Source organism: Actinacidiphila guanduensis (assembly GCF_900103985.1).
Classification (GTDB): domain Bacteria; phylum Actinomycetota; class Actinomycetes; order Streptomycetales; family Streptomycetaceae; genus Actinacidiphila; species Actinacidiphila guanduensis.
In genome coordinates this window covers 241,492-257,478 of record NZ_FNIE01000002.1, presented here as the reverse complement: position 1 = coordinate 257,478, position 15,987 = coordinate 241,492, and the positions used below count along the sequence as shown (strand labels likewise).

Sequence of the window (15,987 nt, the reverse complement as noted above, 5' to 3'; positions counted from 1 at the left end):
CAGGAGCCGCCCCGGAGCCGTACGGGCACCGCACGAGAGCGGTCCTCAGGCCGCGACCGCCGGCGCGGCGTCCGCCGCCCGCTCCCTGGCCAAGCCCTGCGCGAACGGCCCGTCCGCCGCGGCCAGCTCCGCGTAGGAGCCGCGCTGGACGACCCGGCCCGCCGACAGGACGAGGATCTCGTCCACCGCCCCGTCCGCCAGCCCGGCGAGCCGGTGGGTGACGAGCAGGACCGTACGGCCCCGGGTCGCGGCCAGCAGATCGGCGGTCAGGGCGTCGGCTGTCGGCAGATCCAGGTGCTCGGCGGGTTCGTCCAGCACCAGAACGGGGAAGTCGGCTAGCAGCGCGCGGGCGAGCGCCAGGCGCTGCCGCATCCCGCCGGAGAGCCTCGCCCCGTGCTCCCCGACCTCGACGTCCAGGTCCAGGTCGAGCCGGGCGGCGGCCAGCGCGGCCACCAGCTCGGCGTCCGAGGCTCCCGGCCTGGCCAGCCGCAGGTTCTCCCGCACGGTGCTCGCGAAGACGTGCGCGTCCTGCGCGCACAGCCCGACCAGGCGCCGCACGTCGTCGCCGTCCAGCGCGGTCGCGTCCTGCCCCGCGAGCGCGTAGGAGCCGCCCTCCGCGTCCAGGAACCGCAGCAGCACGTGCGCCAGTGTCGTCTTGCCCGCGCCGGACGGGCCCACGATCGCCACCCGCCGCCCGGGGGTCAGGACGAGGTCCACGCCGTCGAGCGCGGGCCGGGCCTGCCCCGGGTGCCGGGCGGTGATCCCGCGCAGCTCCAGGGGGAACGGGGTGGCCGGCGGCTCCTGCGGCCGCTCCGGCTCCCGTACGGGCAGTGGGGCGTCCAGCACCTCGCGTACCCGGCGGGCGGCCTGCCGGCTGCGGCGGCGCTGCTGCGCGGCCGCGGGCATCCCGGCGACAGCCTCGAAGGCGGCCAGCGGCAGCAGCACCAGGACGGCCAGCAGCACGCCGTGCACCTGGTGCGCGGCCACCGCCCGCACACCCACCCAGGCGCACCCCGTCACGGTGAGGCCGGTGACCAGGGCGGTCAGCCCGGCGCCGAGGCCCGCGGCGGCCGACGAACGGGCCGCGATACGGCGCAGCGCCAGGTCGGCCCGGGCCGCGTCCTCGCGGCGCCGCGGCAGCGCCCCGGCGACGGTCAGCTCCGCGGTGCCGGTGAACAGCCCCAGCACGCGGGCCGACAGCTCGCCCCTGGCCGGGGCGAGCCTGTCCTCGGTACGGCGGGCGACCGCCACGGACAGCGCGGGCACGGCGGCGCCCGCGAGCAGCAGCCCCGCGGCGAGGACCACCCCGGCCGCGGGCAGCAGCAGCCCGGTGAACACCGAGGCGCCCACGGCGGTCACCGCGGCCGTCACGGCGGGCAGCAGCCAGCGCAGGTAATGGTCCTGCACCCCGTCGACGTCGGCGACCAGCCGCGAGAGCAGGTCGCCGCGGCGGGCGTCCTTCAGTCCGGCGGGCGCGAGCCGCTCCAGCCGGCGGAAGACGGCCACCCGTACGCCGGCCAGCGCGCGGAACACCGCGTCGTGGCCCACCAGCCGCTCGCCGTAGCGGAAGACGGCCCGGCCGATGCCGAAGGTGCGGGTCGCGGTCACGGCCACCATCAGGTAGAGCACCGGGGGCTGCTGGGCCGCGCGGCTGATCAGCCACCCCGAGGTGCCCATCAGCCCGATCGCGCTGCCGAGTGCGAGGACGCCGAGCGCGCAGGCCCCGGCGAAGCGGCGCCGGAAGCCGGGAGCGGCACCGAAGCCCTGGGTACGGGCCGAGGCGGGAAGGAGCGACCGCAGCAGCCAGGCCGCGCGGCGCCTGAGGAGTACGGACGGGGACGCGGGCGCCGGGGCCGCCGCGGTAACGGCCTCGCTCCGGACACGGGCCTCGCCTTGACTCTCGCCTCGGGCCTCGCCCTGCTTCTCGCTCTGAACCTCGCCGTCCTGGTTCCCGCCCCGCACCGTCCGCAGGACGGGACCGGACGCGCCCGGCTGGGCCGGTATTCGCGCGGCAGAGGCGCTGGCGGCGGGCCTGTCCGAGACAGCGCCCACCAAGTGCTCGGCCTCCACCACGTGCACCCGGTCCGCCAGCGGCAGCAGCGCCGGGCGGTGCGCCGTCATCAGCACCGTGCGGCCGCGGGCGAGTTCGCGCAGGGATGCGATCACCGCGGCCTCGGTCTCGCCGTCGAGGTTGGCGGTCGGCTCGTCCAGCAGCACCAGTGGACGGTCGGCGAGGAAGGCGCGGGCCAGGGCGACGCGCTGGCGCTGGCCGGCGGAGAGGCCGACGCCGTCCTCGCCCACCGTGTCGTCCGGGTCCGCGAAGTCGCCTGCCCCGGCGGCGGCCAGCGCGGCGGCCACCTCGGCGTCGTCCGCCTCGGGCCGGGCCAGCCGGACATTCTCGGCGATGGTCCCGGCGAACAGGTGCGGGCGCTGCGGCACCCAGGCGATCTGCCGGTGCCAGGAGGCCGGGTCGATGGCGGCGAGGTCGGCGCCGCCGATCAGGACGCGGCCCTTCGCGGGGGTCGCGAAGCCCAGCAGCGTGTTGATCAGCGTGGACTTGCCTGCCCCGCTGGGCCCGGTCACGGCAAGGACCTCGCCGGGGGCGAGCGCCAGGGTCGTCGGGCCGAGCACCCCGCCCTCGCGCACCTCGACGCCGTCGAACCAGATCACGCTCGTACGCACGTCAGGCGCGGGCACCGGGGCGGGCAGCAGCGCGGCCTCATCCACCCCGGAAATTCCGGCAGTTCCGATGGCAGTTCCGACAGCGGCCCCGTCGGCCGAGGCAGCTGCACCGGCGCCCCCAACAGGGGCTTCGGCAGCGGCCTCATCGGCCCAGGCAGCTCCATCAGCAGCCCCGTCGACCCCCTCGCTGCTGCCGGCCCCCTCCGCCGGCTCGCCCCCGACCGCGCTTCCCGCCCGCGGCGTCTCCAGCACCGCGAACACCTCCTCCGCGGCCGCGAGCCCCTCGGCGGCTGCGTGGTACTGCGCGCCCACCTGCCGCAGCGGCAGGTACGCCTCCGGGGCGAGGACCAGCACCAGCAGCCCCGTGCGCAGGTCGAGTTCGCCGTGCACCAGCCGCATGCCGATGCCAACCGCGACCAGCGCGACCGAGATCGTGGCGAGCAGTTCCAGCACGAAGGAGGAGAGGAAGGCGATCCGCAGGGTCCGCAGGGTGGCCTTGCGGTAGTCGTCGGTGATGGCGCGGATCTTCTCCGCCTGGGCCTTGGCGCGCCCGAACACCTTGAGTGTCGGCAGCCCGGCGACGACGTCGAGGAAGTGGCCCGACAGCCGGGTCAGCAGCCGCCACTGGCGGTCCATCCGCTCCCGGGTGGCCCAGCCGACCAGCACCATGAAGAGCGGCACGAGTGGCAGTGTCACCAGGATGGTCAGCGCCGAGACCCAGTCCGCGGTGGCGATCCGGGCCAGCACCACCACCGGCACGACCACGGCGAGGCCGAGCTGCGGCAGGTAGCGGGCGAAGTAGTCGTCCAGCGCGTCGACACCGCGGGTGGCGAGCGTGGTGAGTTTGCCGGAACGCCGCCCGGTCAGCCAGCCGGGGCCGAGCGCGGTGGCGTGCGCGAGGAGCTTCTGCCGCAGCTGCGACTTGACCGCGGCGGCGGCCCGGTGGGCGCACAGCTCGGTGAGCCAGGCGACCAGACCGCGCCCGACTGCGACCGCGGCCAGGGCGACGAGGTCGCCGCGCAGCGCGCCCGCCCCCTTGCCTTGCTGGAAGCCGCCGACCACCAGGTCGGCGATGAGCACCGCCTGCGCGACCACCAGCACGGCCCCGACCAGGCCCAGCAGCACTGCCCCGGCGAGGAACCACCGCGTGGTCCGGGCGTAGCGCATCAGTCGGGGATCGACAGGTTTCACGTGGAACATCCCCTTTCGTGTTTCACGTGGAACATCACTTGCGGCCTCCCGCAGCCATGGGCGTATCCCGCAGCTGCGGCACGAGAGGTGGCCATCAGTGCGCGCCTTCCGCGATGTGCTGGGTGCCGATCCGCTTGCGGAAGACCCAGTACGTCCAGCTCTGGTAGAGCAGCACCAGCGGGGTGGCGACGCCCGCGCACCAGGTCATGATCTTCAGCGTGTAGGGCGTCGCGGAGGCGTTGGAGACGGTCAGCGACCAGTCGCTGTTCAGCGTCGAGGGCATCACGTCGGGGAAGAGGGTGAGGAAGAGCATCACCACGGCGGCCGCGATGGTCGCCCCGGAGAAGGCGAACGACCAGCCCTCACGCCCGGCCAGGTTGGCGCCGAGGGCGGCGGCCAGCGCGGCCACGGCGACGACCAGCGCCACCAGGCTGCGCCCGTTGCCGGTGTGGACCTGGGTCCAGATCAGGAAGGACGCCGCCGCCACGGCCGCCAGCAGCCCGGCCCGGGTCGCGTGCCGCCTGGCCCGCTCGCGGATCGGCCCGAGCGTCTTCAGCGAGGCGAACACCGCGCCGTGGAAGGTGAACAGGGTGAGTGTCACCAGGCCGCCGAGCAGCGCGTGCGGGTGCAGCAGGTCGAAGAAGCCGCCCGCGTAGTTCTTGTCCGCGCCGATCTTCACGCCCCAGGCGATGTTGGCGAAGGCCACACCCCACAGGAAGGCGGGCAGCAGCGAGGTCCAGAAGATCGCCCGCTCCCAATTGCGCTGCCAGCGCTCCTCCTCGCGCTTGGCGCGGTACTCGAAGGCGACGCCGCGCACGATCAGGCAGACCAGGATCAGCAGCAGCGGCAGGTAGAAGCCGGAGAAGAGGGTGGCGTACCAGTCGGGGAAGGCCGCGAAGGTGGCGCCGCCGGCGGTCAGCAGCCACACCTCGTTGCCGTCCCAGACCGGGCCGATGGTGTTGATGAGCACCCGCCGCTCGGCGCGGTCGCGGGCCAGCAGTCCGGTGAGGACGCCGATCCCGAAGTCGAAGCCCTCCAGGAAGAAGTAGCCGGTCCACAGGACGGCGATGAGGACGAACCAGACGTCGTACAGATGCATGTCGCGCTCCTCGGCTGCTCAGCGGCCGGTCAGTAGGAGAAGGCCATCGGCCGGTCGGCGCCCTCGCGGTCGCCGCCGATCCGGGTGGGGGAGCGGCGGTCGTCGTCGGTGAGTTCGGGCGGGCCGGCCTTGACGTACGTGGCCATCAACCGCACCTCGATGACCGCGAGCGCCGCGTAGAGCAGCGTGAAGACGGTCAGGGAGGTGACCGCCTCGCCCGTGGAGACGCCGGGGGAGACCGCGTCGGCCGTCGGCAGCAGTCCGTAGACCGCCCAGGGCTGGCGGCCGGTCTCGGTGAAGATCCAGCCCCAGGAGTTGGCCAGCAGCGGGAAGACCATGGTGAGCAGGGCGATCCGCCAGTACCAGCGGGAGAGCGAGGGACTGATCCGGATGCCGCGGGTGACCATCAGGTGCGGCACCTCGTCCTCACCGGTGCGGTGCTCGGGGGCCACCCACCAGCGGCGCCGGGTCAGCCACAGCCCGGCGGCGCCGACCGCGATGGAGACCGCGCCGAAGCCGATCATCCAGCGGAAGCCCCAGTAGGCGACGGGGATGTCCGGGCGGTAGTCGCCGGGGCCGTACGTGTGCTGCTCGGCCTTGTTGACGTCGTTGATACCGGGGACGTGGGAGCCGAAGTCGTCGGTGGCGAGGAAGGAGAGCAGGTCGGGGACCTCGATGGCGACCTCGTTGTGGCCCTTGTCGACGTTGCCGACCGCGAAGATCGAGAAGGGGGCGCCGTCCTGGCCGTCCCACAGCGCCTCGGCGGCGGCCATCTTCATCGGCTGCTGCTTGAACATGACCTTGCCGAGGGTGTCGCCGCTGATCGCGGTCAGGGCGCCCGCGACGACCGCGACCACCAGGGCCATCCGCAGCGAGGAGCGCATCACGGCGATGTGCTGCTTGCGGGCCAGGTGGTAGGCGCAGATGCCGATCATGAAGGCGGCGCCGGTGAGGAAGGCGGCGGACATGGTGTGGAAGAACTGCGCGAGCGCAGTGTTCTGGGTCAGCACCGCCCAGAAGTCGGTGAGTTCGGCGCGCTTGGTGACGGGGTTGTAGCGGTAGCCGACCGGGTGCTGCATCCAGGAGTTGGCAGCCAGGATGAAGTACGCCGACAGCAGGGTGCCGAGGGAGACGATCCATATGCAGGCCAGGTGGATGCGCCGGGGCAGCCGGTCCCAGCCGAAGATCCACAGGCCGATGAAGGTCGACTCGAAGAAGAAGGCGATGAGCGCCTCGAAGGCCAGCGGGGCGCCGAAGATGTCGCCGACGAACCGCGAGTAGTCCGACCAGTTCATGCCGAACTGGAACTCCTGGACGATGCCCGTGACCACGCCCATGGCGATGTTGATCAGGAAGAGCTTGCCCCAGAACTTGGTGGCTCTCAGGTACTTCTCGTTGCTCGTGCGCACCCATGCGGTCTGCAGTCCGGCCGTCAGCGCGGACAGCGAGATCGTCAGCGGTACGAAGAGGAAGTGGTAGACGGTGGTGACGCCGAACTGCCACCTGGCGACGTTCAGTGGCTCGAGCGCGAGCTGCACGACACGCCTCCTTTGCTGCCGCGCGGGGCACTTGCCCCGGGTTCACCGGACATGACCTGCCTTATGGGCACGACACGTTCACTTGTGAACGTGAATACATTCACAAGGTAGTATCGCGCACATGAGAATGCCCCCTGCCACCGGGGGTGGGTCAGGGGGCATCAGGGCAGGTCACAGGGCCGAACGGCCCTCACCGCCGGAGGACCTACAGCTCCTTGCGGAACTCCTCGGCGGCCCGGAGCAGCAGGTCGTTGGCCTCGGTCTCGCCGATGGTGATCCGCACCCCCTCACCGGGGAACGGCCGCACTGTGGCGCCCGCCCGCTCGCAGGCCGCGGCGAAGTCCGCGGTGCGCTCCCCCAACCGCAGCCAGACGAAGTTCGCGTGCGTCTCGGGCACCGTCCAGCCCTGCCCGGACAGCGCCTCGACCACCCGGGTCCGCTCGGCCACGAGCGCGCGCACCCGCTCCAGCAGGGCGGGCTCGGCGCGCAGGCTCGCCACGGCCGCGTCCTGGGCGAGCTGGCTCACACCGAAGGGCACCGCGGTCTTGCGCAGCGCGTCGGCCACCGGCTCGTGCGCGACGGCGAAGCCGACCCGCAGCCCGGCCAGGCCGTACGCCTTGGAGAAGGTGCGCAGCACCGCCACGTTGGGCCGGTCCCGGTAGAGGTCGACACCGTCGGGCACCTCGGGGTCGGTGATGAACTCGCGGTACGCCTCGTCCAGCACGACCAGTACGTCGGCGGGCACCCGGTCCAGGAAGCGCTCCAGCTCAGCGCGGCGCACCGCGGTGCCGGTCGGGTTGTTGGGGTTGCAGACGAAGACCAGCCGGGTGCGGTCGGTGATCGCGGCCGCCATGGCGTCCAGGTCGTGCACCTCGCCGGCGTCCAGCGGCACCTGGACCGCCCGGGCCCCGCTGATCTGCGTGATGATCGGATACGCCTCGAAGGACCGCCAGGCGTAGATCACCTCGTCGCCGGCGCCGGCGGTCGCCTGGACCAGTTGCTGGGCCACGCCGACCGAGCCGGTGCCCGTCGCCACATGGGCGGCCGGCACGCCGAACCGCTCGGCCAGCTCCGCGGTCAGCGCCGAACAGGCCAGGTCCGGGTAGCGGTTGAAGGACGCGGCGGCCGCGGCGGCCGCCTCCAGCACGCCCGGCAGCGGCGGGTACGGGTTCTCGTTCGACGACAGCTTGAAGGCGGGGCGGCCCTCGTCGCGAGCCGGGGGGCGGCCCGGCTTGTACGTCGGAATACCGTCGAGTTCCGCGCGCAGCTTGGGAGTGGTCATGCTCACACACTACGAGCAGGTCGCGCGGGCGGGGAGAGTGCGGCGCGTCACCTTGTGCCCTGGTGGCGCACGCCTGGCGCGCATCCCCCGTAGGAGTGAGTTGGCCGAATCGATCATGTGCGGCCAATGGCCCGCCGATCGACGCCGTCGGGCCCGCATCACCCGTCACACGGCCCCTGCCGCCTGCATATTCCATCTCGCTTGGCGAAGTAGATCTTGCAGAAACCGTTCAGCAGGGGCCCTGCCCGCCCCCCTGGTGCGTGAAGCCGGATGGACCAGCGTCGCCCTACTATCGGCACGCCATGACAGCAGCAGGTAACGACCAGGCGAGCCGACCCGTCGGACGCCGGCTCGAGCGGGCGGGGATCAGGGACGTCGCCGCCGCGGCCGGCGTCTCGATCACGACCGTCTCCGACGCGCTCAACGGCAAGGGCCGGCTGCCCGACGCCACCCGCCGGCATGTCCGCGAGGTCGCCGACCGGCTCGGGTACCGCCCGTCCGCCGCCGCCCGCACTCTGCGCACCGGCAGGTCCGGCCTGATCGGCCTGACGGTGACCACCTACGGCGAAGAACCGTTCACCTTCACGGAGTTCGCCTACTTCGCGGAGATGGCCAGAGCCGCCACCTCGGCCGCCCTGGCCCGCGGCTACGCCCTGGTGATCCTGCCCGCCTCCTCCCGCCACGACGTGTGGGCCAACGTGGCGCTGGACGGCACGGTGGTGATCGACCCCTCCGACCAGGACCCGCTGGTGAGCGAACTGGTCCGGCAGGGCGTGCCCGTGGTCAGCGACGGCCGCCCGGCGGGCAGCCTGCCGGTGCACGCCTGGGTGGACAACGACCACGAGGAGGCCGTGCTGAGCATCCTCGACCACCTCTCCGCGGCCGGCGCCCGCCGGATCGGCCTGCTCACCGGCACCAGCACCGACACGTACACGAAGCTGTCCACCACCGCCTACCTGGAGTGGTGCGAGCGCGTCGGCCAGGAACCGGTCTACGAGGCCTACCCCGCGCACGACCCGTGCGCGGGCGCCGTGGCCGCCGACCGGTTACTGTCCCGCCCGGACCGCCCCGACGCGGTCTACGGCCTCTTCGACCCCAACGGCACCGACCTGCTCGCCGCCGCCCGCCGCTACGGCTTACGCGTGCCCGACGACCTGCTGCTGGTCTGCTGCTCCGAGAGCGGCGGCTACGCGGGCACCGACCCGCCGATCACCACGCTCTCGCTGCAGCCGCGGCGGATCGGCACCGCGGTGGTCCAGTTGCTCATCGACGCCATCGAAGGGGTCGGCCCCGCGCACCCCGTCCAGCAGGTGATGCCCACCGAACTCATCATCCGCGCCTCCTCCCAGCGGCGCCCCCACCGCACGACGGTCAGCCCGCCGCGCGGGCCCGGGCGCGGGCAGGGGTGAGCCGGGCCTGAACCGGCACTGAGCCGGCACTGAGCCGGGACCGGGCAGGGGCCGGGCCAGGAGCCGCCGGACGGGGACTGACGGTGACTTACGAGGTGTTTTGTCTGGACCTGGCGAAATCCGAGTGCCTGGGTATGTCACAACGCGCCAGCCGCATTCCTATGATGGGCGGATGGTGGCGCGATCGTGGAGGGGTCGATGACTCAGGGGGCAGGTCAGGGGTATGAACCCGGTACCGGGTACGAGCCCGCGCCCGGGTATGGGAGCGCGCCCGCCTTCGAGCCGGTCGCGCCGTACGAACCGGGCTACCCCGGGACGTCCTCCTACGACGCCGCGCCGCCGGCGCCCCCCGCTCCGCCCGGCTACGAACCGACCCGCCCCGACACGCCGTTGGTCCCGCCGGAGTACACCCCGACCGCCCGCGACCTCCCGGTGATCACCGACACCTCGCTGCCCACCGACCGCCCCGGGCCGCTCTACGTGGTCGGCGATGTGCACGGCTACCTCGAGGAGTTGCTCGCCGCGCTGCACGCCTGCGGCCTGGTGGACACCGAGGGCCACTGGTCGGCCGGCAGCGCCCGACTGTGGTTCCTGGGCGACTTCACCGACCGCGGCCCGGACGGCATCGGCGTCATCGAGCTGGTGATGCAGCTGTCCGCTGAAGCCGCCGCGGCCGGCGGCTACTGCCGGGCGCTGATGGGCAACCACGAACTTCTGCTGCTGGGCGCCCACCGGTTCGGTGACACGCCGGTCAACTCCACCGGCGGCACCGCCTCGTTCCTCGCCGCCTGGCGGCTCAACGGCGGCCAGCCCTCCGACATGGAGCGCCTGGAGGACCGCCACCTGACGTGGATCTCCCGGCTGGACGCCGCCCATCTCACCGACGGCCACCTCCTGGTGCACTCCGACACCACCGCCTACCTCGACTACGGCAGCAGCATCGAGGAGATGAACGACGCGGTCACCGGTGTGCTGCAGCGCGGCGACGCCGACGAGTGCTGGGACCTGTTCCGCAAGTTCACCAAGCGCTTCGCCTTCCGCGGGGACGGCGGGCCCGACGCGGCCCGCGAACTGCTGGGCACCTACGGCGGAAAGCGCGTGGTGCACGGCCACAGCCCGATCCCTTACCTGCTGGCCGAGGGTGGGGAGCAGGTCGAGGGCGAGCCGTCGGGACAGAGCGTGCGCGGGCCGATGGTCTACGCGGACAACCTCGCGGTGGCGATGGACGGCGGGGTCACCATGGACGGCCGGCTGCTGGTCGCCCAACTCCCCTTGGTCGGCTGAGTCGGCTGAATACCCGACGGCACATCCTCCGCAGCACATTTACCGGCTACGCCCTGTCAAGGCCCTCCGGACGGCCCTACCATCGGCTGTATCCGTAGGCACACCGCTCCTCCCGCCGGCGAACCGGCCGGTTCCACGTGGAACACCGCACGTGGTGGGGGAGTCGGAGCATCGGGGGATGCACATGACCAGCGTTCCACATCTGCTCACCGAGGACCGCCCGGACTTCGAGCACGTCCTCGACGAAGCGCTGCGTATCGTCCTCGACGGGCCGGACGGTGACGGAAGAGGGCCGGGGGGCAGCACAGCAGGGCTGGGCCCGGGTGACGGGACGCCGCTGAACGCCGAGCAGTTGCGCACGCTGGCGCTCGCCGCCGCCGAGTCGATCAGCGCGAGAGTGGCCGAGGAGTACGACGCCTACCGGGAGATCCGCGCCGAGACCCGCGAGGCGGCGCGCGAGGACGCCCGCGAGCGGGAGAGCCGCGCCTTTGGCTACGCGGCCATGGGTGTGGCCGACCGCTCCGGCCGGGGCGCCGGCATCTTCGCCACGCTGGCGGTGCTCACCCCGATGCTGGCCGGCGCGGCCGCCGTGATCTTCCTGCTCATCGGGTACGCGCTGCGGGCGGTCTCCCCGGAGCCCGGCATCGCCTCGCCGCTGCGCACGGCGGGCTGGTTCTTCGCCGCGGTCGCGGCGGCGGCGATCCTGCTGGGCGCGGTGGGCCTGCTGCTCACCGCGCTGCGGGACGGCGCCACCGCGATCCACGACGCGCCCGAGTCGCTGCCGCCGGAGGTGGCCCGGGCGCGTGCCGCCTGGCAGCGCGCCCTGCTCGACCGCGCGATGGTGCCCTTCCTGGAGGACACCCTCGCCCACGCGCAGGCCGTGCCGCCGGCGCCCTCCCCCCGGGTCACGCGGATGCCTCACCTGGGCTACACCCGGCCCGACTTCTCCTCCCCGCAGGACCCGCAGGCCACAGCGCCGCGCTACACCTCCCCCGACTTCACCGGTCCGGACTTCGGCGGCCCCGAGCACCGCCCGCAGTGAGCCCGCCCGGATGGACGCCCCGGCTCGCGGAGCCGGGCGCGCGTTGTTTGACTTCGTTGCGTACCTGGCCGGCAAGGGTGCGGAACGGGAGAGCTCCATGCGCGTCCGTCGATCGCTGGTGGCCCTGAGCGCGGCCGCCCCGCTCGCCCTCGCGGCCTCGGGCTGCTCGGACTCCTCGGCCGGGCAGGTGGTGGGCACCCGGGGAGCGTTCGTCCGCTCGGTCGTGCAGAACCCCAGCCAGGGCAACGGGCACTGCCACTCCTTCGGGCCGCGTCCCGTCGACTCGGTCGTCAACAACACCGGGGTCGACATCTGGCTGCACAAAGGCGCCAACTGCCACGACCCGGAGGGGCTGCCCAGCTTCTACCTGCCGTCGACGCAGAGCGCCAAGACCGTCGGCACGGTCGGCCTGTGGCGCAGCTTCTCCACGGTCGGCTGGCCCCCGCCGGTCCCGCCGAACGTCAACGCCTCGGACGACTGAGGCCCGCGCGGCACGTCCCACCGGTGACCCCGGGCTGCCCGACACGGCGCCGACCGATCGCGACCACGCATGCGGGAAGGCCCCGGCAGGCAGCACCGGGGCCTTCCACGCAGAGCCGGCCGCGCACTCGCGGCGTCCGGCTACTCCGCCAGCGGCAGGTAGACGCGGTTGCCCGCGGCGGCGAACTCGGCGGACTTCGCCGCCATCCCGGCCGCGATCTCGGCGTCCAGCTCCGGATCAACCCCCTCGGACACCCCCGCGGAGGCTGCTCCGCTGTCGCCGCCGTGGGTGCGGCGGATGTCCTGGGAGATCCGCATCGAGCAGAACTTCGGACCGCACATGGAGCAGAAGTGCGCGGTCTTGGCGGGCTCGGCCGGCAGCGTCTCGTCGTGGAACGCGCGCGCGGTGTCCGGGTCGAGCGCCAGGTTGAACTGGTCCTCCCAGCGGAACTCGAAGCGCGCGTCGGACAGCGCGTCGTCCCAGGCCTGCGCGCCGGGATGGCCCTTGGCGAGGTCGGCCGCATGGGCGGCGATCTTGTACGTGATCACGCCGGTCTTCACATCGTCCCGGTCCGGCAGGCCCAGGTGCTCCTTGGGAGTGACGTAGCAGAGCATCGCCGTGCCCCACCAGGCGATCATCGCGGCGCCGATACCGGAGGTGATGTGGTCGTAGGCCGGGGCGATGTCGGTGGTGAGCGGGCCGAGGGTGTAGAAGGGCGCCTCTTCGCACACCTCCTGCTGCAGGTCGATGTTCTCCTTGATCTTGTGCATCGGCACATGGCCGGGGCCCTCGATCATGGTCTGCACGTGGTGCCGCTTGGCGATGGTGTTCAGCTCGCCGAGGGTGCGCAGCTCGGCGAACTGCGCCTCGTCGTTGGCGTCGGCGATGGAGCCGGGCCGCAGCCCGTCGCCGAGGGAGAACGTCACGTCGTAGGCGGCGAGGATGTCGCAGAGCTCCTCGAAGTTCTCGTAGAGGAAGCTCTCGCGGTGGTGGGCCAGGCACCAGGCGGCCATGATCGAGCCGCCGCGCGAGACGATGCCGGTCTTGCGGCGGGCGGTCAGCGGCACGTACCGCAGAAGCACGCCGGCGTGCACGGTCATGTAGTCCACGCCCTGCTCGGCCTGTTCGACCACCGTGTCCCGGTAGATCTCCCAACTCAGCTCCTCCGCCCGGCCGTCCACCTTCTCCAGGGCCTGGTAGAGCGGCACGGTGCCGATCGGCACGGGGGAGTTGCGCAGCACCCACTCGCGCGTGGTGTGGATGTTGCGGCCGGTCGAGAGGTCCATCACGGTGTCGGCGCCCCACCGGGTGGCCCAGGTCATCTTCTCGACCTCCTCCTCGATGGAGGAGGTGACCGCGGAGTTGCCGATGTTGGCGTTGACCTTCACCAGGAACCGCTTGCCGATGACCATCGGCTCGATCTCGGGGTGGTTGACGTTGGCCGGCAGCACCGCCCGGCCCGCGGCGATCTCCTCCCGCACGGTCTCGGGGGAGAGGCCCTCGCGCAGCGCCGCGAACTCCATCTCCGGTGTGACCTCGCCCCGTCGCGCGTAGGCGAGTTGGGTGACCGGCCGGCCCGGCAGGCCGCGGCGGGGGAGCCGGGGCCGGCCGGGGAAGACCGCGTCGAGGTTGCGCAGCCCGCCGCGGGGCGAGGTGTGCCGCAGCCCGTCGTCCTCGGGCCGCACCGGGCGGCCGGAGTACTCCTCGGTGTCGCCGCGGGCGACGATCCAGTTCTGGCGGAGCGGCGCCAGGCCGCGCCGTACATCGGTCTCGACGGACGGGTCGGTGTACGGCCCTGACGTGTCGTAGAGCGTCACGTCGTTGCCGTCGGTGAGGTGCACGCGCCGGACCGGGACCCGCAGATCGGGCCGCGAACCCTCCAGATAGCCCTTGTGCCAGCCGATTTCGCGCGTGCGTGCGTCCTGCATGGTCATATGAGACCCACTCCCTACGCCGGCATTACCCGGTAACAGGTTCAGCGGTCGGCGCAGCGCTCGCCCTTCACGGCGATGTCAGCGCCCTCTCAGCCCGGTGCTCCGAGCTCCCGCGTTTGCAAAGGTGCTGCCAACGGTAGCGGCTGGATACGGACATCCACCAGGGGCCCTTGCGATGATCGGCCGGTGGACACCCCCTGGCGCCCCGCGCCCGAACCGGCCGGCCGGCCCCCGCACGAGCCGTACGAGCAGCACGGCTCCGCGACCGGGCCCACGCACGACCCCGCTCACGGCCCTCACGGCCCGGCCCCGGACGGCCCCGCCCCGCACCTGCACGGCCACTCCCACGGGCCCGCGGCACCGGTCTCCCGGCACCTGCGGCGGGTGATCGCCGCGATCCTGGTGCCCTTCGCGGCCGCGGTGGTCGCCGGGCTGGTGCTGCTGTGGCCGGGCGGGGCGCCCGGCCACGCGCGCACCGGAGTCGGCTTCGACCAGCAGACCCGGGCCGGCCGGGTGGTCCAGCTCCTCGACGTCTCCTGCAAGATGGCCGGCGCCACTCCCGACCCGAGTGCCGGCGACGCCTGCCAGAAGGCGACCATCGAGGTGGAGGCGGGCCCCGACAAGGGCACCCGGTTCACCGAGATCGTCCAGCCGGACCAGACCCGCCGCTACACCAAGGGCGAGGGGGTGGTGCTGGCCTACGCCCCCGACGCGCCCAAGAACCTGCGCTACTCGGTGACCGACGTCGACCGCGGCCTGCCGCTCGCGGTGCTCGCCGGGGTGTTCGCGCTCGCGGTGGTGCTGGTGGGGCGGCTGCGAGGGGTGATGGCGCTGGTCGCGCTGGTCATCTCCTTCGCGGTGCTGACCCTGTTCATCCTCCCGGCGATCCTGCACGGCGACAATCCGCTGCTGGTCGCGGTGGTGGGCGGCAGCGCGATCATGCTCCTGGCGCTCTACCTGTGCCACGGGGTCAACGCCCGTACCTCCGTGGCCGTGCTGGGCACGCTCTGCTCACTGTTCCTGATCGGCCTGCTCGGCTCGTACTTCATCGGCTGGGCCCGGCTGACCGGGAACACCTCGGACGAGACCGGGCTGATCCACACGCTCTACCCGCACATCCAGATCAAGGGCGTGCTGCTGGCGGGGGTGATCATCGGGTCGCTGGGGGTGCTGGACGACGTGACGGTCACCCAGGTCGCGGCGGTGTGGGAGCTGAAGGACGCCGATCCCACGGCGGGCTGGCGCAAGCTCTACCGGGCCGGGATGCGGATCGGCCGGGATCACATCGCCTCCGTGGTCAACACCCTCGTCATGGCCTACGCGGGCGCGGCCCTGCCGCTGCTGCTGCTCTTCTCCATCGCGCGCAGCGGGGTGGTCCAGGTGGCCGGGAGCGAGCTGGTGGCCGAGGAGATCGTCAGGACACTGGTCGGGAGCATCGGTCTGGTGGCGTCGGTGCCGCTGACCACGGCGCTGGCCGCGCTCGTGGTCGGGGCCGACCGCGGTGCGCCGGCGGGCGCGCGGGTGCCGCGGCCGGCCCGCGGGGGCGGGCACAGCCACCGGCGCGCGCGGTGATCACCAGTCGCGGCGGTTGCCGCCCGAGCCGCCGGACGTGACGCGCTTCACGACGAAGACCAGGGCCCCGACCAGCACGACGAAGACGATGACCTTGAACAGCAGGCCGACGACGATGCTGATCAGGCTCGCGACCAGCCCGCCGAAGACGACCAGGGCGATGACCGGGATGCCGATCCACTTGACCCACCAGGGCAGGCTCTTCAGCAGATTGTCCATGACGCTCTTTCGCTCCTAGGTCGGCGCGCGCGGTGCGCATCGTCGGCAGGTGTGGTTGCCGTACTCACGACTGTAGGGCCACGAGGTGCCCGGACGGGGGCTCGGCGGTCCTGATCCCACCCTGATCCGCCCCCTAGGGTGCGTCTGGCAAATAGCGGCGTCCGCCCGAAAGGGCGGGGGCGGCGAGGTCTGGTGCGTGCTGTCGCAAGGCGGAGGGAGGAGAGCGCAGCGGGCTGCGCCGACGACCGACAACG

Annotated in this window: 11 protein-coding genes; 5 read left to right on the top strand and 6 right to left on the bottom strand. The window is 72.8% G+C overall.

Annotation, left to right across the window (positions count from 1 at the left end; genetic code table 11):
• Nucleotides 1-45: 45 nt before the first annotated feature.
• From cydD to hisC, 4 genes are all read right to left on the bottom strand, one after another.
• Nucleotides 46-3,873 (bottom strand): thiol reductant ABC exporter subunit CydD, encoded by a 3,828-nt coding sequence (gene cydD, locus BLR33_RS04400; protein WP_143031620.1) that lies wholly within the window; start codon nucleotides 3,871-3,873, stop codon nucleotides 46-48.
• 94 nt (nucleotides 3,874-3,967) lie between these two features.
• Entirely contained in the window at nucleotides 3,968-4,972 is a 1,005-nt protein-coding gene (cydB, locus tag BLR33_RS04395; RefSeq protein ID WP_093782930.1) for a cytochrome d ubiquinol oxidase subunit II, read from the bottom strand.
• Between the two features lie 29 nt (nucleotides 4,973-5,001).
• The gene (locus tag BLR33_RS04390; RefSeq protein WP_093782929.1) at nucleotides 5,002-6,510 is read right to left on the bottom strand and encodes a cytochrome ubiquinol oxidase subunit I; all 1,509 of its coding nucleotides are present in this window, start codon (nucleotides 6,508-6,510) and stop codon (nucleotides 5,002-5,004) included.
• 205 nt (nucleotides 6,511-6,715) lie between these two features.
• The gene (hisC, locus tag BLR33_RS04385; protein ID WP_093782928.1) at nucleotides 6,716-7,798 is read right to left on the bottom strand and encodes a histidinol-phosphate transaminase; all 1,083 of its coding nucleotides are present in this window, start codon (nucleotides 7,796-7,798) and stop codon (nucleotides 6,716-6,718) included.
• A gap of 296 nt (nucleotides 7,799-8,094) precedes the next feature.
• Between hisC and BLR33_RS04380 the strand changes: the two genes are divergently transcribed.
• From BLR33_RS04380 to BLR33_RS04365, 4 genes are all read left to right on the top strand, one after another.
• Nucleotides 8,095-9,201, top strand: coding sequence for a LacI family DNA-binding transcriptional regulator (locus BLR33_RS04380; protein WP_093782927.1), 1,107 nt, complete (start codon nucleotides 8,095-8,097; stop codon nucleotides 9,199-9,201).
• Nucleotides 9,202-9,399: 198 nt separating this feature from the next.
• Nucleotides 9,400-10,485 (top strand): metallophosphoesterase, encoded by a 1,086-nt coding sequence (locus BLR33_RS04375; RefSeq protein ID WP_093782926.1) that lies wholly within the window; start codon nucleotides 9,400-9,402, stop codon nucleotides 10,483-10,485.
• A gap of 178 nt (nucleotides 10,486-10,663) precedes the next feature.
• Nucleotides 10,664-11,527 (top strand): hypothetical protein, encoded by an 864-nt coding sequence (locus tag BLR33_RS04370; RefSeq protein WP_093782925.1) that lies wholly within the window; start codon nucleotides 10,664-10,666, stop codon nucleotides 11,525-11,527.
• A 97-nt stretch (nucleotides 11,528-11,624) separates the two neighbouring features.
• On the top strand, nucleotides 11,625-12,008 hold the full coding sequence (locus tag BLR33_RS04365; RefSeq protein ID WP_093782924.1) for a hypothetical protein: 384 nt from the start codon (nucleotides 11,625-11,627) through the stop codon (nucleotides 12,006-12,008).
• A 140-nt stretch (nucleotides 12,009-12,148) separates the two neighbouring features.
• On the opposite strand, the gene thiC is transcribed toward BLR33_RS04365, so the two are convergent.
• The gene (gene thiC / locus BLR33_RS04360) at nucleotides 12,149-13,942 is read right to left on the bottom strand and encodes a phosphomethylpyrimidine synthase ThiC (protein WP_093782923.1); all 1,794 of its coding nucleotides are present in this window, start codon (nucleotides 13,940-13,942) and stop codon (nucleotides 12,149-12,151) included.
• Between the two features lie 75 nt (nucleotides 13,943-14,017).
• Between thiC and BLR33_RS04355 the strand changes: the two genes are divergently transcribed.
• Entirely contained in the window at nucleotides 14,018-15,514 is a 1,497-nt protein-coding gene (locus BLR33_RS04355; RefSeq protein WP_456049196.1) for a YibE/F family protein, read from the top strand.
• Here the strand turns inward: BLR33_RS04355 and BLR33_RS04350 are convergent, their stop codons facing one another.
• Nucleotides 15,515-15,733, bottom strand: a complete 219-nt coding sequence (locus BLR33_RS04350) for a DUF5326 family protein (protein ID WP_093782922.1) — start codon at nucleotides 15,731-15,733, stop codon at nucleotides 15,515-15,517.
• Between the last annotated feature and the right edge of the window lie 254 nt (nucleotides 15,734-15,987).

Excerpts from the sequence above, each read along its gene's own strand:
- cydB (WP_093782930.1), bottom strand. The coding sequence starts at position 4,972 with ATGCATCTGTACGACGTCTGGTTCGTCCTCATCGCCGTCCTGTGGACC.
- BLR33_RS04380 (WP_093782927.1), top strand. The coding sequence starts at position 8,095 with ATGACAGCAGCAGGTAACGACCAGGCGAGCCGACCCGTCGGACGCCGG.
- BLR33_RS04375 (WP_093782926.1), top strand. The coding sequence starts at position 9,400 with ATGACTCAGGGGGCAGGTCAGGGGTATGAACCCGGTACCGGGTACGAG.
- BLR33_RS04370 (WP_093782925.1), top strand. The coding sequence starts at position 10,664 with ATGCACATGACCAGCGTTCCACATCTGCTCACCGAGGACCGCCCGGAC.
- BLR33_RS04365 (WP_093782924.1), top strand. The coding sequence starts at position 11,625 with ATGCGCGTCCGTCGATCGCTGGTGGCCCTGAGCGCGGCCGCCCCGCTC.
- thiC (WP_093782923.1), bottom strand. The coding sequence starts at position 13,942 with ATGACCATGCAGGACGCACGCACGCGCGAAATCGGCTGGCACAAGGGC.
- BLR33_RS04355 (WP_456049196.1), top strand. The coding sequence starts at position 14,018 with ATGTCAGCGCCCTCTCAGCCCGGTGCTCCGAGCTCCCGCGTTTGCAAA.
- BLR33_RS04350 (WP_093782922.1), bottom strand. The coding sequence starts at position 15,733 with ATGGACAATCTGCTGAAGAGCCTGCCCTGGTGGGTCAAGTGGATCGGC.